This window comes from Xanthobacter versatilis, assembly GCF_043193975.1.
In the GTDB taxonomy this organism is placed as follows: domain Bacteria; phylum Pseudomonadota; class Alphaproteobacteria; order Rhizobiales; family Xanthobacteraceae; genus Xanthobacter; species Xanthobacter autotrophicus_E.
In genome coordinates this window covers 635847-657355 of record NZ_JBAFVB010000002.1, presented here as the reverse complement: position 1 = coordinate 657355, position 21509 = coordinate 635847, and the positions used below count along the sequence as shown (strand labels likewise).

17 protein-coding genes are annotated in these 21509 nt (G+C 69.3%); 12 read left to right on the top strand and 5 right to left on the bottom strand.

Going from position 1 to position 21509, the window contains the following annotated elements; translation table 11 throughout:
* Nucleotides 1–36: 36 nt before the first annotated feature.
* Nucleotides 37–3294 carry an Rne/Rng family ribonuclease gene (locus V5F66_RS06655; RefSeq protein ID WP_394093501.1) on the bottom strand — a complete coding sequence of 1086 codons (3258 nt, stop codon included), beginning with the start codon at nucleotides 3292–3294 and terminating at the stop codon, nucleotides 37–39.
* A 720-nt stretch (nucleotides 3295–4014) separates the two neighbouring features.
* Here V5F66_RS06655 and V5F66_RS06650 point away from each other — a divergent pair.
* The gene (locus V5F66_RS06650; RefSeq protein ID WP_394093500.1) at nucleotides 4015–5418 is read left to right on the top strand and encodes an N-acetylmuramoyl-L-alanine amidase; all 1404 of its coding nucleotides are present in this window, start codon (nucleotides 4015–4017) and stop codon (nucleotides 5416–5418) included.
* 42 nt (nucleotides 5419–5460) lie between these two features.
* Here V5F66_RS06650 and V5F66_RS06645 read toward each other — a convergent pair whose 3' ends face one another.
* The 3 genes from V5F66_RS06645 to V5F66_RS06635 form a co-directional block, all read right to left on the bottom strand.
* Complete coding sequence (locus V5F66_RS06645) at nucleotides 5461–6588, bottom strand: acyl-CoA dehydrogenase family protein (protein ID WP_394053745.1); 1128 nt, start codon at nucleotides 6586–6588, stop codon at nucleotides 5461–5463.
* A 290-nt stretch (nucleotides 6589–6878) separates the two neighbouring features.
* Nucleotides 6879–8075 carry an acetyl-CoA C-acyltransferase gene (locus V5F66_RS06640; RefSeq protein ID WP_394000542.1) on the bottom strand — a complete coding sequence of 399 codons (1197 nt, stop codon included), beginning with the start codon at nucleotides 8073–8075 and terminating at the stop codon, nucleotides 6879–6881.
* 17 nt (nucleotides 8076–8092) lie between these two features.
* Complete coding sequence (locus V5F66_RS06635) at nucleotides 8093–8860, bottom strand: 3-hydroxyacyl-CoA dehydrogenase (protein ID WP_394053744.1); 768 nt, start codon at nucleotides 8858–8860, stop codon at nucleotides 8093–8095.
* A 150-nt stretch (nucleotides 8861–9010) separates the two neighbouring features.
* Between V5F66_RS06635 and V5F66_RS06630 the strand changes: the two genes are divergently transcribed.
* The 11 genes from V5F66_RS06630 to V5F66_RS06580 all read left to right on the top strand — a co-directional run bounded on the left by V5F66_RS06630 (nucleotide 9011) and on the right by V5F66_RS06580 (nucleotide 20509).
* Nucleotides 9011–10033, top strand: a complete 1023-nt coding sequence (locus tag V5F66_RS06630) for an AraC family transcriptional regulator (protein ID WP_394053780.1) — start codon at nucleotides 9011–9013, stop codon at nucleotides 10031–10033.
* 65 nt (nucleotides 10034–10098) lie between these two features.
* Entirely contained in the window at nucleotides 10099–10800 is a 702-nt protein-coding gene (locus V5F66_RS06625) for a phosphatidylserine decarboxylase (RefSeq protein WP_012116632.1), read from the top strand.
* Nucleotides 10800–11627 (top strand): CDP-diacylglycerol--serine O-phosphatidyltransferase, encoded by an 828-nt coding sequence (gene pssA / locus V5F66_RS06620; RefSeq protein WP_012116631.1) that lies wholly within the window; start codon nucleotides 10800–10802, stop codon nucleotides 11625–11627. Before V5F66_RS06625 ends, pssA begins: the two co-directional genes overlap by 1 nt.
* Before the next feature lie 217 nt (nucleotides 11628–11844).
* The gene (locus tag V5F66_RS06615) at nucleotides 11845–13467 is read left to right on the top strand and encodes an ABC transporter substrate-binding protein (protein ID WP_012116630.1); all 1623 of its coding nucleotides are present in this window, start codon (nucleotides 11845–11847) and stop codon (nucleotides 13465–13467) included.
* Nucleotides 13468–13752: 285 nt separating this feature from the next.
* Nucleotides 13753–14766 carry an ABC transporter permease gene (locus tag V5F66_RS06610; protein ID WP_012116629.1) on the top strand — a complete coding sequence of 338 codons (1014 nt, stop codon included), beginning with the start codon at nucleotides 13753–13755 and terminating at the stop codon, nucleotides 14764–14766.
* Nucleotides 14763–15647 carry an ABC transporter permease gene (locus V5F66_RS06605; RefSeq protein ID WP_012116628.1) on the top strand — a complete coding sequence of 295 codons (885 nt, stop codon included), beginning with the start codon at nucleotides 14763–14765 and terminating at the stop codon, nucleotides 15645–15647. Before V5F66_RS06610 ends, V5F66_RS06605 begins: the two co-directional genes overlap by 4 nt.
* A gap of 11 nt (nucleotides 15648–15658) precedes the next feature.
* Nucleotides 15659–17476, top strand: coding sequence for a dipeptide ABC transporter ATP-binding protein (locus V5F66_RS06600; RefSeq protein WP_394093499.1), 1818 nt, complete (start codon nucleotides 15659–15661; stop codon nucleotides 17474–17476).
* Nucleotides 17477–17483: 7 nt separating this feature from the next.
* Entirely contained in the window at nucleotides 17484–17693 is a 210-nt protein-coding gene (locus V5F66_RS06595; protein ID WP_041576140.1) for an AtzG-like protein, read from the top strand.
* Between the two features lie 10 nt (nucleotides 17694–17703).
* A complete protein-coding gene (locus V5F66_RS06590) occupies nucleotides 17704–19152 on the top strand; it encodes an AtzE family amidohydrolase (RefSeq protein WP_394093498.1) in 1449 nt (482 codons plus the stop codon).
* Nucleotides 19153–19165: 13 nt separating this feature from the next.
* Nucleotides 19166–19558, top strand: coding sequence for an oxalurate catabolism protein HpxZ (gene hpxZ, locus V5F66_RS06585; RefSeq protein WP_394005404.1), 393 nt, complete (start codon nucleotides 19166–19168; stop codon nucleotides 19556–19558).
* 234 nt (nucleotides 19559–19792) lie between these two features.
* Nucleotides 19793–20509 carry a GntR family transcriptional regulator gene (locus V5F66_RS06580; protein ID WP_012116624.1) on the top strand — a complete coding sequence of 239 codons (717 nt, stop codon included), beginning with the start codon at nucleotides 19793–19795 and terminating at the stop codon, nucleotides 20507–20509.
* A gap of 22 nt (nucleotides 20510–20531) precedes the next feature.
* On the opposite strand, the gene V5F66_RS06575 is transcribed toward V5F66_RS06580, so the two are convergent.
* A complete protein-coding gene (locus V5F66_RS06575) occupies nucleotides 20532–21413 on the bottom strand; it encodes a LysR substrate-binding domain-containing protein (RefSeq protein WP_394005405.1) in 882 nt (293 codons plus the stop codon).
* Nucleotides 21414–21509: the final 96 nt, after the last annotated feature.

Here is a 21509-nt window from a genome sequence, read left to right as displayed (position 1 = left end):
CAAAGGGTCAGAAGGCCTTGGTCAGAAGGACTGGCCTCAGCCGCCGAACAGCTTGCGCTGCCACCAGCCGGACTTCTTGCTGGCGGGGCTCTCCTCGCTGGCGGGGGCCGCCGGCGCGGGGGCAGGGGCAGGCGGGGATGCGGCCTCGGGGGCCGGTGCCTCGAAGGTGGCGGCTTCGGAGGCGGGAGCTTCGGGGGCAGGGACCTCGGAGCCGGCGACTTCGGAGCCAGCGACTTCGGTGGTGCCTGAAGCCGCGACTTCGGACGCCGCAGCGGAAGCCTCCGGCGCCGGCTGAGGCTCGCCCGCAGCGCTGGTCACCGTAGATGCCCTGGCGGTGTCCGCCATGACGATCACCGGAGCCTTCTCGCGCACCGTGGAGCGGCGACGCGGCTTGGCCGGTTCGACGGCTTCCGGCTCGGCAGCCTTCGTTTCCGCAACCTTGGCCTCGGGCGCCTCCACCACCGCCGGCACCGGGGCCGGGGTGAACAGGACGGGCACGGACGGGATCTCCCCGGCCGCGACTTCGGGGGCCTCCACCGGGGTCACCGGAATGCGGACCTCGAACTCGGGGGCGGCTTCTCCCGCGTCCCGGCCTTCGGCATCCGTGTCGTCGGCCTCGTCGGCGTCCTCACCGGCTGCGAGCGGGGCGTCGCCCTCGCCCTCGCGCTCCCGGCGGTTGCGACGGCCGCCGCGACGGCCGCGACGGCGACGACGGCGCTCGGCATTTTCCTCGTCAGTGCGTTCGGCATCGGCGGCGCGCTCCTCCTCGGAGCGGTCGTCCTCCTCGCCTTCGCCCTCGTCGCCATCCTGGGCCTCGGCGGAGGTGTCGTCCTCCTCCTCGCCCTCGGCGCTGCCCTCGCGGGTCTCGTCCTTCTCGCCCCGCCGCCGGCGGCGGCGACGGCGGCGCTTGCGATTGCCGTCATCGGCGCGATCGCCGCTTTCGCCTTCGGCCTCGGGACCGGCTTCGGCCTCAGCCTCGGCGGTCTCCTCCACCGTCTCCTCGTCCTCGTCCTCGGCGTAATCCTCGTCAAGCAGGATGGAATCGGGGTGCACCACCGAGCTGGGACGCGGCGCGGGGGCCGGCGGCACGGCCAGCTCGCCCTTCTCGATGATGAAGGGCTGGTGGCCGGTCACGCTCTCGTCGGCGACGATGGCCAGGGTGACGGAGAAGCGCTCTTCCAGCTCGCGCAGGTGAGCGCGCTTCTGGTTGAGCACATAGAGCGCCACCTCGGTGCGGGTGCGGGCGTAGAGATTGTGGGTGGCGGCGCGCAAAAGCTGCTCTTCCAGCGCGCGCAGCAGCTGGAGCGACACGGAGGCCGCCGAGCGCACGTGGCCGGTGCCGCCGCAGTGCGGGCACACCTCGATGGAGCTTTCCAGCACGCCGGTGCGGATGCGCTGGCGCGACATCTCCAGCAGGCCGAAGTGCGAGATACGACCGATCTGGATGCGTGCCCGGTCGTTCTTCAGGCAATCCTTGAGCTTGCGCTCCACCGCCCGGTTGTTGCGCTTCTCCTCCATGTCGATGAAGTCGACCACGATGAGGCCAGCCAGATCGCGCAGGCGCAGCTGGCGGGCGATCTCCTCGGCGGCTTCCACGTTGGTCTTGAGCGCGGTGTCCTCGATATGGTGCTCGCGGGTGGCGCGGCCCGAGTTCACGTCGATGGAGACCAGGGCCTCCGTCGGGTTGATGACGATGTAGCCGCCGCTCTTGAGCTGCACCACCGGGGAGAACATGGCGTCGAGCTGCTGCTCCACCCCGTAGCGGGCGAAGATGGGCTGCGGCTCGCGATAGGGCAGCACGCACTTGGCATGGCTCGGCATGAGCATGCGCATGAAGTCCTTGGCCTCGCGATAGCCTTCCTCGCCGGCCACGTGAACTTCGTCGATGTCCTTGTTGTAGAGGTCGCGGATGGCGCGCTTGATGAGCGAGCCTTCCTCATAGACCAGGTTCGGCGCGGCCGAGGACAGGGTCAACTCGCGCACCGTCTCCCACAAGCGCAGGAGGTATTCGAAGTCGCGCTTGATCTCCACCTTGGTGCGGTTGGCGCCGGCGGTGCGCAGGATGATGCCCATCCCCTCCGGCACCTCCAGGTCCTGCACCACTTCCTTCAGGCGCTTGCGGTCAACGGTGTTGGTGATCTTGCGGGAAATGCCGCCGCCACGGGCGGTGTTGGGCATGAGAACGGAATAGCGGCCGGCCAGCGAGAGGTAGGTGGTGAGGGCGGCGCCCTTGTTGCCGCGCTCTTCCTTCACCACCTGCACCAGCATCACCTGGCGGCGGCGGATGACTTCCTGGATCTTGTAGGAGCGGGCACGACGCTGCGGCGCGCGCTCGGGCACCTCTTCCAGGGCGTCCTCGTCGGCGCCGAGATGCTCGATCTCCTCTTCCTCGTCGATCTGGTCGACATCCCCGTCGTCCTCGTCCTCATCCTCGTCGTCCTCGACGGGGCGGGTTTCGGTGCGACGGGTCTCGGCGGGGGTCTCCTCGATGTCGAGGATGGGGGCGGGATGGGTCTCGCCCTCGGGGGCCTCGCGCAGGCGCAGGTCGGCGTTCGCGTCGGCGTGCTGCTCCTGCGGAGCCGGCAGGGGAGTGCCGTAAGTGGCCTCGACCTCGGCTTCGCGGACCTCGGCGGACGCTTCGGCAGCCTCGGCGGCGGACAAAAGGTCGGTCACGCTCTCGGGGGCGTGGTGCTCAGGTGCGTGGTGCTCGGGCGCGGGCTGCGCGCTCTCGGTGGCGGGAGCGTCCTGCCAGGAGGAGGCTTCAGCCTGGGGCTGGCCGGCTTCGGGCGCATCGCCCTGGGGCGCCGCGTCGAATTCGGTCGCAGCGGTATCCGAAGACGCCTCGACGCCGGACGGTGCGTCGCCGGAGGCAGACTCTGCCTCGGAGGGGACCACCTCGGCCTCCTCGACGGGCTCGCTCACGGTGCGGTCGGAGCTGGAGCGCCGGGCCCGGCCGCGTTCGCGGCGGCGGTCCTTCAGCTCGGCCTCGTCGTCAGCGAGGCGGGCGGCGCGCTCCTCCTCCTCGATCAGGGCGAGGCGGTCGGCCACGGGGATCTGGTAATAGTCGGGATGGATCTCGCTGAAGGCGAGGAAGCCGTGGCGGTTGCCGCCATATTCGATGAAGGCGGCCTGGAGCGAAGGCTCCACGCGCGTCACCTTCGCCAGATAGATGTTGCCCCGCAACTGCTTGCGGGACGCAGACTCATAGTCGAACTCTTCGACCCTGTTCCCGCGCACGACCACCACCCGGGTTTCCTCCGGGTGGGTCGCATCGATGAGCATCTTGTTGGCCATGGAATTCTCTCTTCACGGCGCCGCGGGCAAAGGTCCGCGACAGCCGCCCAGGCGCGCCCCATTGCGGGGCGGCCGGGCCGCTCGGGCGCCGGATGTGATGACGTGAGGACGAAACGGAGAAGCGGGTGCGCCGGGGCGTGTCGCTACGACCCTCGACGTCGGGGCACACGGGGGCGCGCATAACGCGCCTGTCGTGCGGAGAAAAATCCATGCCCTCGGCTACCCGTTCCTCGATGAAGGGTTCAGGCCGGATGAAAGGCGGGCGCCTCGTTCCGGCCACGGCACACGTTCGCCCGATTCCCCAGATCGTCCCTTGCGGCTCTTCAGCTGAGGCGGCCGGTGGGGCTGTCGCATCGAGCGCCGGTGGGGCGCTCACCGCGGGGCTCCACGAAAGTGGTCGAGCCGCCAGCGGCGATGGCAATGTTCCCGCACTTCCGGGCATCCGGCGCGCTCAGCGGCCCGCCCGGGATCGAAGAAACACTGTCCTGCGGCAGCCGCGGCAGCCGGGGCCGAAAGGCCTGTTCCGGAACGCGAACTGTGTACCCTGCCATTCTTACCCGCCCAACTTCCTGCTTGGCAAGGTTTATGCGTCCCTTTCCTCGTTCCAGCAGGCTATAACGCTTCGTCAACGGGGCGTTTACGGACGCCGCCTTAAGCCTGCCGTCCTTCACTGGCCCGATCGTGGGCTCGATCCTGCGATCGCGCAAAGATGGGGTGCCGATGAAGCTGCGTCTGGACCTGCGCCGGGACCCGCGCTTCCTGCCGTGCCCGGAATCCGGCTGCAGGCCGGCCCGCGCCCCCATGGCGGGCGGGGCAAGGCGCCGCAGCGGTTTGCACGCGGTTTGCGGTGCCTTTTTTCTGGGCGTGCTCGCGGTCGCGTCATGCCTGGCTCCCCCGCCGGCCCGCGCCGGGGAGGCCGATCCGCCGGCGCAGGCCCAGCCCAGTGCGGCCCCGCCGGCCGCTGGCGGCCCCGCCACCGCCAGCGATGCCCGGCTTGCGGGCGACGCACAGCGCACGCGCCTTGTGATCGACCTCGATCGCGCGGTGGAATTTCACGCCTTCACCCTGGCCGAGCCCTATCGGGTGATCCTCGATTTGCCGGAGGTCGCCTTCGCGCTGCGGCCTGAGTCGAACCAGCTGAAGCGCGGATTGGTGTCTGCATACCGTTTCGGCGTGTTCGCGCCGGGCAAGGCACGCATGGTGCTGGAGGTGACCGGGCCGGTGGCCATCGACAAGGCCTTCGTGCTCGATCCCGTGGACGACCAGCCCGCCCGCCTCGTGGTGGACCTGGTGAAGACTGATCCCGATACCTTCGCCCGCACGGCGGCGCGCTCTGCCGCCCAGCGCACGGCACTGCCCGCGACCCCCATCGTGCCGCCGGAGGCCGGCGACACGCGCCCGGTGGTGGTGCTCGATCCCGGCCATGGCGGCATCGATTCGGGCACCACGGGCTATTCGGCCTTCGCCGAGAAGAATGTGGTGCTGGAGACCGCGCTCGCCGTGCGCGAGCTTCTGGAGCGCTCCGGCGCCTATCGGGTGGTGATGACGCGTTCCACCGACACCTTCGTGCCGCTGGGAGAGCGGGTGCGTATTGCCCGGGCCCACCGCGCCGACCTGTTCGTGTCCTTCCACGCCGATGCGCTGGCCCGCGGCGAGGGGCAGGCGCGGGGTGCCAGCGTCTACACCCTCGCCGAGACGGCGAGCGACGCGGACGCTGCCCATCTCGCGGAAAAGGAGAACAAGGCCGACCTCATCGCCGGTGTCGACCTCTCCGACGAGACCGACGAGGTGGCGGGCATCCTGGTGGACCTCGCCCAGCGCGAGACACGCAATTTCTCGGCCCTGCTCGCCCGCTCCCTGGTGGGCGCCATGAAGAGCACGGTGCGCTTTCACCGTTCGCCGCTGAAATCCGCGGGCTTCCGGGTGCTGCGCGCCCATGACGTGCCCTCGGTGCTGGTGGAGATCGGCTACATGTCCAGCAAGGAGGACCTGAAGCTGCTCACCTCGCCGGATGGTCGCGGACGCATCGCCGAATCGGTGGTGGCGGGCATCAATCAGTTTTTCGCCCAGAAGGCGTCGGGCCTGCATGCCGCCGCCGACGACAAGGCAGCTGTGCCGCGCTGAGCTGAGCTGAGGCGCGGCCGGTCACAGCCCCGGCGAAGCCGCTTACAGCCCCCGGGCGATGACGATGCGCTGCACGTCGCTGGTGCCCTCATAGATCTGGCACACCCGCACGTCGCGATAGATGCGCTCCACCGGGAAGTCGGCGAGATAGCCGTAGCCGCCGTGGATCTGGATGGCGGCGGAGCACACCTGCTCGGCCATCTCGGAAGCGAACAGCTTGGCCATGGAGGCTTCGGTGAGGCAGGGTTGGCCGGCCTCGCGCAGCGCCGCCGCATGCAGCACCATGTGCCGCGCCGCCGCGATGCGCGTCGCCATGTCGGCGAGGCGGAAGGCCACCGCCTGGTGCTCCATGATGGGCTTGCCGAAGGTGACGCGCTCGCTGGCATAGCTCTTCGCTGCCTCGAACGCCGCTCGCGCCATGCCCACGCATTGGGAGGCGATGCCGATACGCCCGCCCTCGAGATTCGACAGGGCGATCTTCAGCCCCTCGCCCTCGGCGCCGAGGCGCAGGTCGGCGGGAAGGCGCATGTCGTTGAAGGCGAGCTGGCAGGTGTCGGAGGAATGCTGGCCCAGCTTCTCCTCCACGCGCACCACCTCATAGCCGGGGGTGTCGGTGGGCACGATGAAGGCGGAGATGCCCTTCTTGCCGGCGTCCGGATCGGTCACGGCGAAGACGATGACCACATTGCCGTTCTTGCCCGAGGTGATGAACTGCTTGGCGCCGGAGAGGATGTAATGGTCGCCGTCGCGCCGGGCGCGGGTCTTCAGGTTGGCAGCATCCGAGCCGGCCTGCGGCTCGGTGAGGGCGAAGCCGCCGATCCATTCGCCGGAGGCAAGCTTCGGCAGGAAGCGCTGCTTCTGGTCTTCCGTGCCGAACTTCACGATGGGCATGCAGCCCACGGAGGAATGCACCGCCACGATGGTGGAGCAGGCCCCGTCCGCCGCCGCGATCTCTTCCAGCGCAAGGGCGTAGGAGACAAGATCGGTCGCCGCGCCGCCCAGGGCCTCCGGCACCAGCATGCCGAGGAAGCCCAGCGCCCCCATCTCGGTCAGCTCGTCGCGGGGAAAGCGGTGCTCCCGGTCGCGGGCGGCGGCGCCGGGGGCGAGGCGCGCCGAGGCGAAGGCCCGCACTGCGTCACGGATCTCGGTCTGGGTCTCGGTGAGGATCATGGGCGTGTTTCCTCCGGGTTTTTGTTTTGATGGTGGTGTTCTCTCGCCCCACCTGCGCGAGAGGAGCAGGCGTAGGGTCGAAGACACGGTGCGCGTCGCTCAGAGCCGGCGGACCCTCTCCCGCTTGCGGGGTGGGCAGGGTGGGGCAGGCCCTCTCCGCATTCCCGCCCTTGGTGTTCTTCCCCGGCGCCTCTGCCCCCACCCCAACCCTCCCCCGCAGGCGGGAGAGGGAGCGGTCCTGTGTGGGCAGAGGGAATGGCGCCTATTTGAGATGCCTTCCCGTGCCAGCCTCAGTGCGCCAGTTCCAGTGCCACCGCCGTAGCCTCGCCGCCGCCGATGCACAGGGAGGCGATGCCGCGCTTCAGGCCGTGTCTCTGCAGCGCGGCCAGCAGCGTCACCATCACCCGCGCGCCCGAGGCGCCGATGGGGTGGCCCAGCGCGCAGGCGCCGCCGTGGATGTTCACCTTGTCCGCCGGCAGGCCGAGGTCGTGGATGGCGGCCATGGGCACCACGGCGAACGCCTCGTTGATCTCGAACAGGTCCACGTCCGTCAACGCCCAGCCGGTGCGCTCGGAGAGCTTGCGCACCGCGCCGACGGGAGCGGTGGCGAACAGGTTCGGCGCCTGGGCGTGGGTGGCGTGGCCGACGATGGTGGCGAGGGGGGTGAGCCCGCGCGCTTCCGCCTGCGACCGGCGCATCAGCACGAGCGCCGCCGCGCCGTCCGAGATGGAGGAGGAATTGGCCGCCGTCACCGTGCCGCCGTCGCGGAAGGCGGGCTTGAGGGTGGGGATCTTGTCGAGCTTGGCCTTGGGCGGCTGCTCGTCGGCGTTGACCACGCGCTCGGCCTTGCCGGCCTTCACAGTGACTGGGGTGATCTCGGCGTCGAAGGCGCCGTCCGCCATGGCCTTCTGCGCCTTGCTCAGGGAGGCGATGGCGAAGGCGTCCTGCGACTCGCGGGTGAACTGGTAGGCCTCGGCGCAATCCTCGGCGAAGGTGCCCATGAGGCGGCCCTTCTCGTAGGCGTCCTCCAGCCCGTCGAGGAACATGTGGTCGAGCACCCGGCCGTGGCCCATGCGATAGCCGGCGCGGGCGCGGTCGAGCAGGTAGGGGGCGTTGCTCATGCTCTCCATGCCGCCGGCCACCGCCACCTCGGCGGAGCCGGCCAGCAGCAGGTCATGGGCGAACATGGCAGCCTTCATGCCGGAGCCGCACATCTTGTTGACGGTGGTGGCGCCGGTGGAGAGCGGCAGGCCGGCGCCCAGCGCCGCCTGGCGGGCGGGGGCCTGGCCCTGTCCGGCGGGCAGAACGCAGCCGAACACCACCTCGTCCACCGCTTCCGGCGCAAGGCCGGCGCGGGCCAGCGCCGCCGCGATGGCGGTTGAGCCGAGGACGGGGGCGGCCACATCCTTGAAGTCGCCCTGGAACCCGCCCATGGGGGTGCGGGCGGCGCCGACGATGACGATGGGATCTTCCGTGCGGTTGGTCATGGGATCCTCCTTCTGGGTCAGCGGGGCGGCATGCGCAGGGCGCCGTCGAGGCGGATGACCTCGCCGTTGAGCATGGTGTTCTCGCAGATGTGTCTGACGAGGGCGGCATATTCCGGCGGCCGGCCGAGCCGGGGCGGGAAGGGCACGGTCTTGCCCAGGGAATCCTGCACGTCCTGCGGCAGGCCTGCCATCATGGGCGTCTCGAAGATGCCCGGCGCGATGGTGACGACCCGCACCCCGAAGCGCGCCAGCTCCCGCGCCACCGGCAGGGTGAGCGCCGCGACGCCGCCCTTGGAGGCGGCATAGGCGGCCTGGCCGATCTGGCCATCGAAGGCGGCGATGGAGGCGGTGTTGATGATGACTCCGCGCTCGCCCTCGGCGTCGGGCTCTTCCTTCACGATGGCGTCGGCGGCAAGGCGCAGCATGTTGAAGGTGCCGATGAGGTTGATGCCCACGGCCCGCGCGAAGCTGTCGAGCCGGTGAGGACCCTCGCGGCCCACCACCTTCTCGCCGGGGGCGACGCCGGCGCAATTCACCAGCCCATGAACATGGCCGAAGGCCTCGCGGGCCAGCGCCACGGCGGCGAGGCCGTCGGCTTCGCTGGTCACGTCCGCGCGCTGGAACCGGGCGCTGTCGCCCAGCTCGGCGGCGACGGCGCTGCCGGCCTCGGCATTGATGTCCACGATCACCACCCGCGCGCCTTCGCCCACCAGCATGCGCGACACCGCCGCGCCAAGGCCGGAGCCCGCGCCGGTGACGATAAAGACGCGACCGTCGATCTTCATGAGGTCCTCCCCGTGATGGCTTCTATGGGCTCTTGCGGCCGTTCCGGTTCGCAAGGCCGGTTGTCGTCTCATCTAGCGAATGGCGAAGTGGCATTCGATGGCGCAATCGATCTAAATTGATGAGCGGTTTTGCCATGTAGGAGCCTCGCCCTGGAACGGCGCATGATTTCCGCCGGCTTCGTGGACGACGCGCTGGACTGTCTTGTCCGGCGCGGCATCGATCCCGCGCCGGTGCTGGCGCAGGCGGGGCTTGCCGTGCCGTTCGGGGACGCGGTCTCCGCCGAGCAGTATGGCGCCCTGTGGCTGGCCGTTTCGCAGGCGCTGGACGACGAATTCTTCGGCCTCGGCGGCCGGCCCATGCGGCCGGGCAGCTTCACGCTGTTGTGTCACGCGCTCATGGGCGCCGCGACGCTGGAGCAGGCCCTGCGGCGCGCGCTGCGCTTCCTGAAGGTGGTGCTGGACGATCCCGAAGGCGAGCTTCAGGTGGCGGACGGGCTCGCCGCCATCGTGCTGAAGGACACCGGTGCCGCGCGCTCGGCCTTCGCCTATCGCACCTACTGGATCATCGTCCACGGCATCACCTGCTGGCTGGTGGGCCGGCGCATCCCGCTGCGGCAGGTGGATTTCCGCTGCGGCCCGCCGGAGCATGGCGCCGACTATCGCCTGTTCTTCGGCGCGCCGGTGCGGTTCGACCAGCCGCACAGCCGGCTCGCCTTCGATGCCGCCTTCCTCACCTTGCCGACGACCCGCGGCGAACGGGCGTTGAAGGAGTTCCTGCGCGGGGCGCCGGCCAACATTCTGGTGCGCTACCGGCACGACCAGGGCCTCGCCGCGCGCGTGAAAGCCCGCCTGCGCGCTTTGCCGGCCACCGCCTGGCCCGGCTTTGAAGACCTCGCCCGGCAACTGCGGCTTCCCGCCTCCACCCTGCGCCGGCGCCTTGCCGACGAGGGCCAGACCTATCGCGACATCAAGGACGAACTGCGCCGGGTGCTGGCCGAGGCGCTGCTGCGGGAGGGGGCGAAGCCGGTGGGCGAGATCGCGGCGGAGCTGGGCTTCTCCGAGCCCAGCGCCTTCCATCGCGCTTTCCGCAAATGGACGGCGCAGAGCCCCGGCGCCTTCCGGCGGGCGAGCGGGGCGGCGGGCCACGACGAGGTGGCGGCGGGCCGCATTTGACGGCTGGCCGCGCCCTCACTACCTCTTGCCCGGTTCGGCGCCGGTGCGGCGCTCTGGAGGCCGTGTTGTCCGTCGTTACATCCATCCGCAAGTCGCTGGTCCCCATCCATCGGGAAGGCTACCCCTTCATCGCCATCGCAGTGGTGATCGCGCTCGGGCTCATGGTCTTCTCCACCTTCCTCGGTATGATCGGGGTGGGGCTGGCCATCTGGACCGCCCTGTTCTTCCGCGATCCGCCGAGGGTGACGCCGGTGCGCGACGGGCTGGTGGTGGCGCCGGCCGACGGGCGCATCTCCCAGGTGGGTCTCGCCCGGCCGCCGCGGGAGCTGGACCTGTCCGACGAGCCGCTGCTGCGCGTCTCCATCTTCATGAACGTGTTCAACGTGCACGTGAACCGGGCCCCGGTGACCGGCCGCATCGAGCGCCTCGCCTACAAGCCCGGCCTGTTCCTCAACGCCGACCTGGACAAGGCGAGCGAGGACAATGAGCGCAACGGCCTCGTGATCTCGACGCCCCTGTGCCGCGTGGGCGTGGTGCAGATCGCCGGCCTCATCGCCCGCCGCATCGTCTCCTTCGTGCGGGAGGGCGAATCGATCGGCGTCGGCGAGCGCTTCGGCCTGATCCGCTTCGGCTCCCGGGTGGATGTCTATCTGCCGGTGGGCACGCGGGTTTTGGTGTCCGAAGGCCAGCTGACGGTGGCCGGCGAGACGGTTCTGTGCGATCTCTCCGCCCAGCAGCCGCGCGAGACGGCCTACCGGGTGAGCTGATGGAAACGCCCTTTCCCCCGTTCGATCCGGAAGGCCGGCCGCGCCCCCGCTTCGGCCGCCTCGGCCGGGTGCCGCTGCGGGTGCTGTTGCCCAATCTGGTGACGCTGCTGGCCCTGTGCTCCGGCCTGACGGCGGTGCGCCTCGCTATCGAGGAACGCATCGAGCTGGCGCTGGCCGCCATCGTCTTCGCGGCCTTGCTTGATGGCATCGACGGTCGCCTCGCCCGGGCGCTGAAGGGCACGTCGCGCTTCGGCGCCGAACTGGACAGCCTCGCCGACTTCGTGAATTTCGGCTGCGTGCCGGCGCTGATGCTCTATTTCTGGGGGCTGAAGGAGACCGGCTCCGTGGGCTGGATCGCCGCGCTCGCCTATGCCATCTGCGCGGCGCTGCGCCTCGCCCGCTTCAACGTGATGCTGGATGATCCCCACAAGCCGCCGTTCGCCGGTGACTTCTTCACCGGCATCCCGGCGCCGGCGGGGGCCATCACCGTGCTGCTGCCCATCTATCTGGAGCTGATCGGCGTGCCCCATGGCGGGGTGAGCGCGCCCATCGCGCTGCTCTATTGCCTGGCCATCGGCTTCCTCATGATCTCCACCGTGCCGGCCTGGTCGGGCAAGACCCTGGGGCGGCGGGTGCGGCGGGACATGGTGCTGCCGCTTTTCGTGGCGGTGGCGATCTTTTTTGCGCTGCTGGCGAGCTATCCCTGGATCGTGCTCTCGGTGTGCTCGATCATCTACCTCGCTTTGCTGCCCGTATCCACCCTGAGATACCGTCGGCAGATGGCCGCATGGCGCGCCGCGCGCCCCGAGGACCTCCCCGCCGCCTGAAGGCGGGGAGACGGGGCGGAACTGTCAGCAGTCAGATTGCATGCAATTGGCGCAATCGTGCGTAATTATTGTGCATATAAGCGCGTTTGCGACGGCTCTGAACCCATTCGTGAACTGGACCATATTATTGATATTAAATAGAAATCACATTTTTGTATGCAATTGGCATGCAGCTTGAATGGGAATGGGCGACAGTCACCATTGGGGATGCCGTCCGATGAACCGCCGCGAATTCGTGAAGTCTGCGTCTGCCACCGCCGTTGCCACCGGAACCGGTGTCGCCGCCCCGGCGGTCTTCTCCTCGGCACAGGCGCAGGCGCGCAACGAGACGCTGCTGATCGTGTCCGAGAGCGGCCCCAACAACCTCGACATCCATGGCGTCGGCACCAACGTGCCGGGCTATGAGGCGAGCTGGAACACCTACGACCGCCTCATCACCCACGAGATGACCGAGAAGGACGGGGTCCGCTACTACGACCGCGACAAGCTGAAGGGCGAGCTCGCCGAGGACATGAACATCGGCGACATGTCGGTGACCTTCAAGCTGAAGAAGAACGCCACCTTCCAGGACGGCACCCCGGTCACCGCCAAGGACGTGAAGTGGTCGCTGGACCGCGCCGTCTCCGTGGGCGGCTTCCCCACCTTCCAGATGAAGGCCGGCTCGCTGGAGAAGCCCGAGCAGTTCGTGGTGGTGGATGACCACACGGTGCGCGTGGACTTCATCCGCAAGGACCGCCTCACCATCCCCGATCTCGCCGTGATCGTGCCCTGCGTCATCAATTCCGGGCTGGTGCAGAAGAACGCCACCGAAAAGGACCCCTGGGGCCTCGAATACACCAAGCAGAACACCGCCGGCTCCGGCGCCTATCGCGTCACCAAGTGGACCCCCGGCACCGAGGTGATCTTCGAGCGCTTCGAGGACTGGAAGGGCGGCCCGCTGCCCAAGATCAAGCGCGTGATCTGGCGCATGGTGCCCTCCGCCGGCAACCGCCGGGCGCTGCTGGAGCGCGGCGACGCCGACATCTCCTACGACCTGCCCAACAAGGATTTCGTGGAGCTGAAGCAGGCCGGCAAGCTGAACATCACGTCGGTGCCCTATTCCAACGGTGTCCAGTACATCGGCATGAACGTGAAGAACCCGCCCTTCGACAATCTGAAGGTGCGCCAGGCCATCGCCTACGCCATCCCCTACCAGAAGATCATGGACGCCGCCCTGTTCGGCCTCGCCAAGCCCATGTTCGGCGCCCCGGCGGATGCGCAGACCCAGGTCAAGTGGCCGCAGCCCACCAAGTTCGTCACCGACCTCGCCAAGGCCAAGCAATTGCTGGCCGAGGCGGGCTATCCCGACGGGCTGGAGACGACGCTGTCCTTCGACCTCGGCTTCGCCGGCGTGAACGAGCCGCTGTGCGTGCTGCTGCAGGAAAACCTGGCGCAGATCGGCATCAAGACCACCATCAACAAGATCCCCGGCGCCAACTGGCGCACCGAGCTGACGAAGAAGGTGCTGCCGCTGTTCACCAACGTGTTCTCGGGTTGGCTGGACTATCCCGAATACTTCTTCTTCTGGTGCTACCACGGCAACAATTCGATCTTCAACACCATGAGCTACCAGTCGGCGGCCATGGATGCCTTCATCGACGGCGCCCGTGCCGCCGCCGCCAACGGCGACAAGGCGGCCTATGATGCGGACGTGAAGGGCATGGTGGACCTCGCCTTCGCCGACGTGCCGCGCATCCCGCTCTACCAGCCCTATGTGAACGTGGCGATGCAGAAGAACATCACCGGCTACGAATACTGGTTCCACCGCCGTCTCGACTATCGCGCTTTCCAGAAGGGGTGAGGATTCCACGCACACCGGGCCGGCGCGACCGGACCGGAGCGTGTGGTCGGGTTTTCAACCGCCCGCCATCCCCCGGCTTGACCGGGGGATCCACGGAGCGGCCGGGCCGGCCGCCGGAAACCGGGTGTGCTTTGACGCCGGGTGCTTTTTCGGCCCGGCGTGGATGCCCCGGTCAAGCCGGGGCATGACGGGGTGAGACGTTTTGGGAGAAAGGCCGGCGGGGCCATGGGCGGTTCCCGCCCTGGGACAACAGGCGGCCCCGGCCTTCGGACAACAGGAGACACCATGCTGAAGCTCATAGGCAGTCGTCTTGCCACCGCCGTGCCGAGCCTCATCGGCGTGGTGATCGTCACCTTCATGCTCACGCGGGTGCTGCCGGGTGACACCGCGGCCTATTTCGCCGGCCCCGCGGCCACGGCCGAATCCATCGCCGAGATCCGCACCAAGCTCGGCCTCGATAAGCCGCTGCCGGCGCAGTTCGTGGACTATGTCTCGGCGCTGGCGAAGGGGGATCTGGGAAGCTCGCTTTCCACCGGACAGCCGGTGGCGGCGGAGATTTCCGCGCGGCTTCCGGCCTCCGCCGAGCTGACGCTGGCGGGGCTGGTGCTGGCGCTGGCCATCGCAGTGCCGTTCGGCATCATGGCGGCGGTGAAGCAGGGGTCCTGGGTGGATCATGCCTGCCGGCTCATCACCACGGCGGGCGTGTCGCTGCCGGTGTTCTTCACCGGCCTGCTGCTGGTCTATGTGTTCTACTTCAAGCTCGGCTGGGCCCCGGCGCCGCTGGGGCGGCTCGACGTGTTCTTCTCGGCGCCCGAGACCGTCACCGGCTTCTATCTCATCGACAGCCTGATCGCGCGGGACTTCGAGACCTTCCGCGCCGCGCTGGCGCAGCTTGCGGTGCCGGCCATCACGCTCGCCATCTTCGCGCTGGCGCCCATCGCCCGCATGACGCGCGCCTCCATGCTGTCGGTCTTGTCCTCCGAGTTCGTGCGCACGGCGCGGGCGGCGGGGCTGACCGATACCACGGTGATCATCACCTACGCGTTCCGCAACGCCATGCTGCCGGTGGTGACCACGCTGGGCATGGTGTTTTCCTTCCTGCTCGGCGCCAACGTGCTGGTGGAGAAGGTGTTCGCCTGGCCCGGCATCGGCTCCTACGCGGTGGAGGCGCTCATCACCTCCGACTACGCGCCGGTGCAGGGCTTCGTGCTCGCCATGGCGATCCTCTACGTGGTCCTCAACCTCCTGATCGATATCGCCTACGGCATCATCGACCCCCGCGCGCGGAGCGAAGCATGACCCTCGCCACGGCCGATACCCCCGCCCCCCGCGGCCTTGCCGCGACGCTCGCCCACGCGCGCTACGTCATCTCCGACAACCCGGTCACCGGCATCGCCTTCGGCATGTTCCTGGTGCTGGTGGTGTGCGCGCTGCTGGGGCCGTTCATCGTGCCCTACGATCCCCTCGCCAGCGATACGGCGGCAGCGCTGCAGGCGCCCTCCGCCGCCCACTGGTTCGGCACCGACAACCTGGGGCGGGATATCTTCTCCCGCGTCATCGTCGCCACCCGGCTCGACATGGCCATCGCCGTGTTCTCGGTGGCGCTGGTGTTCGCGGCCGGTGGCATCGCCGGCATCGCCTCGGGCTTCTTCGGCGGCTGGACCGACCGCATCATCGGCCGCATCTCCGATACCATCATGGCCTTCCCGCTGTTCGTGCTGGCCATGGGCATCGTGGCGGCGCTGGGCAACACGGTGACCAACATCGTCATCGCCACCGCCATCATCAACTTCCCGCTCTATGTGCGCGTGGCCCGCTCGGAAGCCGCCATCCGCCGGCAGGCCGGCTTCGTGCAGGCGGCGCGCCTTACCGGCAATTCGGAATGGCGCATCCTGCTCACGACCATCCTGCCCAACATCATGCCCATCATGATGGTGCAGATGTCGCTCACCATGGGCTACGCCATCCTCAACGCGGCGGGCCTCTCCTTCATCGGTCTCGGCGTGCGCCCGCCCACCCCGGAATGGGGGATCATGGTGGCGGAAGGCGCGGCCTACATCGTCTCCGGCGAATGGTGGATCGCCCTGTTCCCCGGCCTCGCGCTCATGTTCGCGGTGTTCTGCTTCAACCTGCTGGGTGACGGTCTGCGCGACATCGTCGACCCCCAGCGTCGCACCTGAGGGAGGCGATCATGCACGGCATCGTGGACGTGACGGCGCAGGCCGCCAAGACCTCCGAAGCCCCCAGCGGTCCGCTGCTGGAGGTGCGCGACCTCACCGTGGAATTCGCCACCCGCCGCGGCGTGGTGACGGCGGTGAGCCAGGTCAACCTCACCCTCGCCAAGGGCGAGACCCTCGGCATCGTCGGCGAGAGCGGCTCGGGCAAGTCGGTGACCTCCTACACGGTCATGCGCATCCTCGACCGGGCCGGGCGCATCGCGGAAGGCTCCATCACCTTCTCGGGGTTGGACGTGGCCCACGCCCCGGAAAGCGCCATGCGCGACCTGCGCGGGCGCGAGATGTCCATGATCTTCCAGAACCCGCGCGCGGCGCTGAACCCCATCCGCACGGTGGGCCGGCAGATCGGCGACGTGCTGCTCCAGCATGTGCAGGCCGACGCCCGCAACGTGAAGGAAAAGGTGATCGACATCCTCAAGCAGGTGCGCATCGCCCGGCCCGAGGAGCGCTACCACGCCTATCCGTTCGAGCTGTCGGGCGGCATGTGCCAGCGCATCGTCATCGCGCTGGCGCTGGCCTGCCGGCCGCAGCTGATGATCGCCGACGAGCCCACCACCGGCCTTGACGTGACCACCCAGAAGGCGGTGATGGACCTCGTCACCGAGCTGACGCGCGAGCGCGGCATGTCCACCCTCCTCATCACCCACGACCTGGGCCTTGCCGCCGCCTATTGCGACACGGTGATGGTGATGGAGAAGGGCAGGGTGGTGGAAACCGCGCCGGCCGAGCGCATCTTCCGCGATCCCCAGCACCCCTACACCCGCAAGCTGATGCGTGCGACGCCCCGCCCCGGTATCACGCTGAAGGATCTTCTGCCGGAAGAGCCGGACCCTCTCCCGCCTGCGGGGGAGGGCAGGGTGGCGGCGAATGTCTCCACCCCGGCCACGGTATCTGGCCCGAGCGCCAGCCCCCTCCCGCATGCGGGACACGGAGCATCCGCCGTCCCCCTCCTCAAGGTGGAAAACCTGCTGAAGGAATATCCCCGCCAGGGCGCGCCCTCGGCGTTCCTGTCCGGCCTCCTGGGCAAGAAGGCTCCGCCGGAGGAGCGCATCTTCCGCGCGGTGGACGGCATCTCCTTCGAGGTGAGGAAGGGCGAGAGCGTCGGCCTCGTGGGCGAGAGCGGCTGCGGCAAGTCCACCACCTCCACCATCGTCATGCGCCTCATCGATCCCACGGCGGGGAAGATCACCTTTGACGGCGAGGACATCAGCGCCGTCCCGGCGAAGGATTTCGCCCACCATCCCCTGCGCGGGCGCATCCAGATGGTGTTCCAGGACCCCACCGAGAGCCTCAATCCCCGCTACACGGCGGAGCGCGCCATCGCCGATCCACTGCTGCGCATGGGTGGCATGTCCGGCGGGGCCAAGCTGCGCGCCCGCGTGGCGGAGCTGGCCGAGATGGTCGGCCTGCCGCAGAACCTCCTGGAGCGCTTCCCCCACCAGTTGTCGGGCGGGCAGAAGGCGCGCATCGGCATCGCCCGGGCCATCGCGCTTGACCCCGACCTCGTCATCCTCGACGAGCCTACCGCCGCCCTCGACGTGTCGGTCCAGGCGGTGGTGCTCAACCTGCTGGAAGAGCTGAAACAGCGCCTCGGCATGAGCTACCTGTTCGTGTCCCACGATTTGCACGTGGTGGGCCTGCTGTGCGACCGGGTCATCGTCATGCGGCAGGGGCGGATCGTCGAGGAGGGCAGCTCCCAGCAGGTGCTCGACGCCCCCAAGGACGCCTATACCCGCGAGCTGATCGCCGCCATTCCCCATCCTCCGGTCTGAGGCCCCCATGAGCAACGAACTCGAACTCCCACGGGTGGAGGATGCGGCGCTGGAGCATCTGCTCGACGGTGCGCTCAGCGCCCACGCCATCGCCCCGCGCCCGGAATGGCGCGCCGAGGCGCTGTCCTACCTGCGCGCCATCGCCGATGCGGCGACCCTGGTGCGCAGCCTCGACCTCGGCGATGCCGAGGAGCCGGCCCCCGTCTATCGCCCCTGAGGCCGTGTCCATGAACGCCCCGATCAACGCCCCGATAAATGCCACCGCCGACGCCACAAGCCTTGCCACTGCCACCGCCGCCGAGATCGCGACGGCCGTCGCCTCCGGCGCCGTCACTGCACGCGCGGTGGTCGAGGCGACCCTGGCGCGCATCGCCGCCGTCGACCCCAAGGTGAACGCCTTCACCGACGTGACCGCCGAGCGCGCCCGCGCAAGCGCCGACCGCATCGATGCCCGCCGCGCCGCCGGCGCCCCGCTGGGGCCCCTCGCCGGCGCGCCCTTCTCGGTGAAGAACCTGTTCGACGTGAAGGGCCTGCCCACCCGCGCTGGCTCGAAGATCAACCGCGACCTCAGCCCGGCGGATGGCGACGCCACCCTGATCGCGAAGCTGGAAGCTGCCGACGCGGTGCTGGTGGGCGCGCTCAACATGGGCGAATACGCCTATGACTTCACCGGCGAGAATGTCCATGACGGCGCCTCGCGCAACCCCCACGACCTCACCCGCATGACGGGTGGTTCGTCCGGCGGCTCGGGCGCGGCGGTGGCGGCGGGGCTAGTGCCCATCGCGCTCGGCTCCGACACCAACGGCTCCATCCGCGTGCCGTCCTCCCTGTGCGGTACGTTCGGGCTGAAGCCCACCTATGGCCGCCTGACGCGCGGCGGCAGCTTTCCCTTCGTGACGGCGCTGGACCATCTCGGCCCGCTGGGCCGCTCGGTGGAGGACCTTGCCGCCTTCTACGACGCCATGCAGGGCGAGGATGCGCGCGACCCGGGCCAGACGCCGCGCCCGTTCGAGCCGGTCTCCGGGCTCATCGGGCAGGGGGCTGACGGCCTCAACATCGCCATCGCCGGCGGCTGGTTCCGCTCGCGGGCGCTGCCGGAGGCATTTGCGGCGGTAGACCACGTGGCCGCCAGCCTCGGCGTCACCGACGTGGTGGACATTCCCGACGCCGCCCGTGCCCGCGCCTCGGCCTTCATCATAACGGCGGCGGAGGGGGCAAGCCTTCATGCCCGGCGCCTTGCCGCCCGCGCCGAGGATTTCGATCCGGCCGTGCGCGACCGCCTGTTCGCCGGCCTTGCCATTCCCGCCTCCTGGGTGGATGCGGCCCAGCGCTTCCGCCGCCATTTCCATGGCGAGATGATGAAGCTGTTCCAGACCCACGACGTGCTGCTCGCCCCCGCCACCCCCAGCCGGGCGCCGAAGCTGGGGCAGAAGACCTTCGTGCTCGACGGCGAGGAGATGCTGGTGCGGCCCAACATGGGCCTGTTCACCCAGCCCATCTCCTTCATCGGCCTGCCGGTGGTGGCGGTGCCGGTGCGGGTGGATGCGGGCGACGCGCCCGAGCTGCCGCTGGCGGTCCAGGTCATCGCCCCGCCGTGGCGGGAGGATCTGGCGTTGCGCGTTGCGGCGACGTTGGAACGGGCCGGCGTCGCCGCCGCGCCAGTGGCCTCACTTTGAGCGGGAGAGCTTGGTGGAGATCGATATTCCGCAGGTGAAGGCCGAGGTCGAGGACGCGTTCGCCTGCTACGAGGCGGCGCTGGTGAACAATGATGTGGCCACCCTCGAAGCGCTGTTCCACGACGATGGCCGCACCATCCGCTACGGCGGTGGTGAGAACCTCTACGGCATGGACGCCATCCGCGAATTCCGCCGCGCCCGCTCGCCGGTGGGGCTCGCGCGCACGCTGGCGCAGACCGTCATCACCACCTACGGGCACGATTTCGCGGTGGCCTCCACCCTGTTCCGCCGCGAGAACGCGCCGGGGCGCATCGGGCGGCAGCAGCAGAGCTGGGTGCGTTTTCCGCAGGGCTGGCGCGTGGTGGCCGCCCATGTGTCGGTGATCGCGGAGGAGGGCGCGGCATGAAACGCTCGTTCGTGCGCGTGCCCCATTTGCCAGTTTAGAGACGGCTTCACCGCCTGGATTGCTTCAATCCCGGCGGATCCGGCTCTAAGCCCCGCCTCTTTCCCGGTTCCCCCGCGCCGGGGCAGGGGCGCGGCGCTCACGGCGGGGGAGGGGACGGGGCATGCTCCGGTTCCTTCCCCGTCAGGACTTCACCGGAATTCGCGCCGCCGTCGAATCCAGGTAGTTTAATATGTCATGACCCTGCATCCGCCGCAGCCGCTCAAGGCTCCCGCATCCGCTTCGCGCCCCCGCAGGCGTCGTGCCGCCGGCCGGCCGGTGACGCGGACCGAAGAGCTGCGCCTCCAGATCGCCGACGACATCGTGCGCGGCCGCCTTGCCCCGGGCACGCCGCTGGAGGAGGTGGAGATCGCCAAGCGCTACGGGGTGTCCCGCACCCCGGTGCGCGAGGCGCTGCGCGACCTTGCCGCCTCTGGCCTGGTCGAGGCGCGGCCCCATCGCAGCGCCCTTGTGGCCCAGCCCTCGCTGGAGCGGCTGCGCGGCATGTTCGACGTGATGGCGGAGCTGGAGGCCCTGTGCGCCGGCCTGTGCGCGGTCCATATGACGGCGGCCGAACGGGCCGGGCTGGAAGCCACCCATGCCGAGCTTGCGGACCTGACCCGGCGCGGCGACGAGGGCGGCTATACGGTGCTCAACGAGCGTTTCCACACCACGCTCTATGCCGGCTCCCACAATGATTACCTGGCCGAGCTGACGCTGGCGACCCGGGCCCGGCTGCAGCCGTTCCGCCGCGCCCAGTTCCGCACCCTGGGGCGGCTGGCGCGCTCCTATGAGGAGCACGACCGGGTGGTCACCGCCATCCTGCGTGGCGACAAGGCCGAGGCCGCCGCCGCCATGCGCGCCCACATCCTCACCGTCGAGGTTGCCTACGAGCGCTACGCCGAGAGCGTGTGAGGGCGGCGCGGCGTGAGTGGCGTCACTGCGCCGCTTCAGCATCCGTGAGGTTGTCGAGGCCCTGCACGATGTGCTGGGCCAGCGCGTCCGCCAGCAGCGACGGCTCGTGGCGATTGCGCAGCAGGCCGATGTCGCAGGGGGGTAGGGGCGGATAGCCGTCGGCGCTGCCGAGCACGCGCATGCCGGTGCGCAGCGCCGATTCCGGCAGCACCGAGACCGCGAGACCAGCCAGCACCGCCGCCGCCACCGCGCCGCTGTTGGGGCTGGTGTAGAGGATGCGGTGGCTGCGCCCCGCCCCGACCAGCCGGGAGACGGCGATATCGCGCCACTGGCAGGTGGTCCGGCCCAGCGCCAGCGGCACCGGCGTCTCCAGATGCACGCTGTGCCGCGCCGAGGACACCCACAAAAGCCGCTCGCGGCGGATGACGTGGGCGTTGCGGGCGGTGATCTCGGTGGCGGTGATGATGGCGAGGTCGATGGTGCCGGCGGCGATGTGTTGCACCAGCTCGCTCGACGGCTCGCACAGCACGGTCAGCTCCACCGAGGGATGGGTCCGCGAGAAGCGGGCCATGATGTCCGGCAGGTAGCGGTCGGCGTAATCGTCCGGCACCCCCAGGCAGACCCGCCCCGACAGGGCGGCATCGGCGAAGCTGAGCACCGCTTCCACGTTCAGCTTGACGATGCGCCGGGCATAATCGAGCAGGCGCTCGCCGTCCTCGGTCAGGCGCGAGGCGCGGCCGTCGCGCATGAACACCGGGCGGCCCACGCGCTCCTCCAGGCGCTTCATCTGCATGGAGACGGCGGACTGCGTCTTGTGCACCACCTCCGCCGCACGGGTGAAGCTGCCGGTCTCGGCAATGGCCACGAATGTGCGCAGCTGGTCGGGGTCGAGCATCACCGTCATGGGGTGCGGTTCCGGAGCATTCATCACGCAGAATGATACGTGAGATGAAAAACATTCGCTAGCTTGATTCATGCCGGGGGGTCACAAAGGGCGCGC

What these genes read in the sequence shown, in the direction of transcription:
- V5F66_RS06575 (WP_394005405.1), bottom strand. Translation starts at nt 21,413, where the DNA reads ATGACGGTGATGCTCGACCCCGACCAGCTGCGCACATTCGTGGCCATT.
- V5F66_RS06595 (WP_041576140.1), top strand. Translation starts at nt 17,484, where the DNA reads ATGAGCAACGAACTCGAACTCCCACGGGTGGAGGATGCGGCGCTGGAG.
- V5F66_RS06610 (WP_012116629.1), top strand. Translation starts at nt 13,753, where the DNA reads ATGCTGAAGCTCATAGGCAGTCGTCTTGCCACCGCCGTGCCGAGCCTC.
- V5F66_RS06590 (WP_394093498.1), top strand. Translation starts at nt 17,704, where the DNA reads ATGAACGCCCCGATCAACGCCCCGATAAATGCCACCGCCGACGCCACA.
- V5F66_RS06615 (WP_012116630.1), top strand. Translation starts at nt 11,845, where the DNA reads ATGAACCGCCGCGAATTCGTGAAGTCTGCGTCTGCCACCGCCGTTGCC.
- pssA (WP_012116631.1), top strand. Translation starts at nt 10,800, where the DNA reads ATGGAAACGCCCTTTCCCCCGTTCGATCCGGAAGGCCGGCCGCGCCCC.
- V5F66_RS06640 (WP_394000542.1), bottom strand. Translation starts at nt 8,075, where the DNA reads ATGACCAACCGCACGGAAGATCCCATCGTCATCGTCGGCGCCGCCCGC.
- V5F66_RS06650 (WP_394093500.1), top strand. Translation starts at nt 4,015, where the DNA reads ATGAAGCTGCGTCTGGACCTGCGCCGGGACCCGCGCTTCCTGCCGTGC.
- V5F66_RS06655 (WP_394093501.1), bottom strand. Translation starts at nt 3,294, where the DNA reads ATGGCCAACAAGATGCTCATCGATGCGACCCACCCGGAGGAAACCCGG.
- V5F66_RS06605 (WP_012116628.1), top strand. Translation starts at nt 14,763, where the DNA reads ATGACCCTCGCCACGGCCGATACCCCCGCCCCCCGCGGCCTTGCCGCG.
- V5F66_RS06645 (WP_394053745.1), bottom strand. Translation starts at nt 6,588, where the DNA reads ATGATCCTCACCGAGACCCAGACCGAGATCCGTGACGCAGTGCGGGCC.
- V5F66_RS06635 (WP_394053744.1), bottom strand. Translation starts at nt 8,860, where the DNA reads ATGAAGATCGACGGTCGCGTCTTTATCGTCACCGGCGCGGGCTCCGGC.
- V5F66_RS06580 (WP_012116624.1), top strand. Translation starts at nt 19,793, where the DNA reads ATGACCCTGCATCCGCCGCAGCCGCTCAAGGCTCCCGCATCCGCTTCG.
- V5F66_RS06600 (WP_394093499.1), top strand. Translation starts at nt 15,659, where the DNA reads ATGCACGGCATCGTGGACGTGACGGCGCAGGCCGCCAAGACCTCCGAA.